Annotated in this window: 1 protein-coding gene; it reads right to left on the bottom strand. The window is 66.4% G+C overall.

Annotation, left to right across the window (positions count from 1 at the left end; translation table 11 throughout):
• Positions 1 to 1,008, bottom strand: a 1,008-nt coding sequence (locus DL990_RS41125) for an IS256 family transposase (RefSeq protein WP_125801882.1), incomplete at both ends; no start/stop codon positions are given.

Genomic DNA, 1,008 nt, shown 5'->3' with positions numbered 1-1,008 from the left:
GCGGATACGGGCGTTGACGCTCTCGATGGCGTTGGTGGAGCAGATCACCCGGCGGATCTCCGGGTCGAAGGCGAGGAACGGCACGAACTCGGCCCAGGCGTTGTCCCACAACCGCACGATGGCCGGATACCGGCCGCCCCACGTGTCGGTGAACTCGGCGAACCGCTCGCGCGCGGCGGCCTCGGTCGGCGCCGTGTAGACCGGTTTGAGGGCCTTGGCGATCGCGTCCCAGTGCTGGCGCCCGGCATAGCGGAAACTGTTGCGCAGCAAGTGCACCACGCAGGTCTGAGTGATCGTCTGTGGCCAGACGGTGGTGATCGCGTCCGGCAGCCCTGTCAGGCCGTCACAGACGACCATGAGCACGTCGGCCACGCCGCGGTTCTTCAACTCAGTGAGCACGTGCAACCAGTACTTGGCACCCTCGCCGCCGTCGCCGGCCCACAACCCGAGGATGTCCCGACGGCCCTCGCACGTCACCGCGAGCGCGACGTAGATCGGCCGGTTGGCCACCTGCCCGTCACGGATCTTGACGTGGATCGCGTCGATGAAGATCACCGGATACACCGGGTCCAGGGGCCGGTTCTGCCATTCGGTCATGCCCTCGATCACCTTGTCGGTAATCGTGGAGATGGTCTGCCGCGACACCTCCGCACCATAGACCTCGGCCAGGTGCGCGGAGATCTCACCGGTCGTCAATCCCTTGGCAGCCAACGAGATCACCATCTCGTCCACACCGCCAAGGCGTTTCTGCCGCTTCGCGACGATCTTGGGTTCGAAGCTGGCGGCGAGGTCGCGTGGCACGTCGATCTCGACCGGCCCGACATCGGTGAGCACAGTCTTGGACCGCGTGCCGTTACGCGAGTTGCCGGTCCCACGACCGGCCGGGTCGTGCTTGTCATAGCCGAGGTGATCGGTGATCTCGCCCTCGAGCGCGGACTCCAGCATCAGCTTGGTCAGCTGCTGCAGCACCCCGCCCTCACCGGTCAGCTTCAGCCCGCTGGCCTTGGC

The organism is Amycolatopsis sp. WAC 01416, from assembly GCF_003947485.1.
Taxonomy (GTDB): Bacteria; Actinomycetota; Actinomycetes; order Mycobacteriales; family Pseudonocardiaceae; genus Amycolatopsis.
Note: the sequence above shows the minus strand (reverse complement) of the source record. Positions and strands in the feature narration are given on the sequence as shown.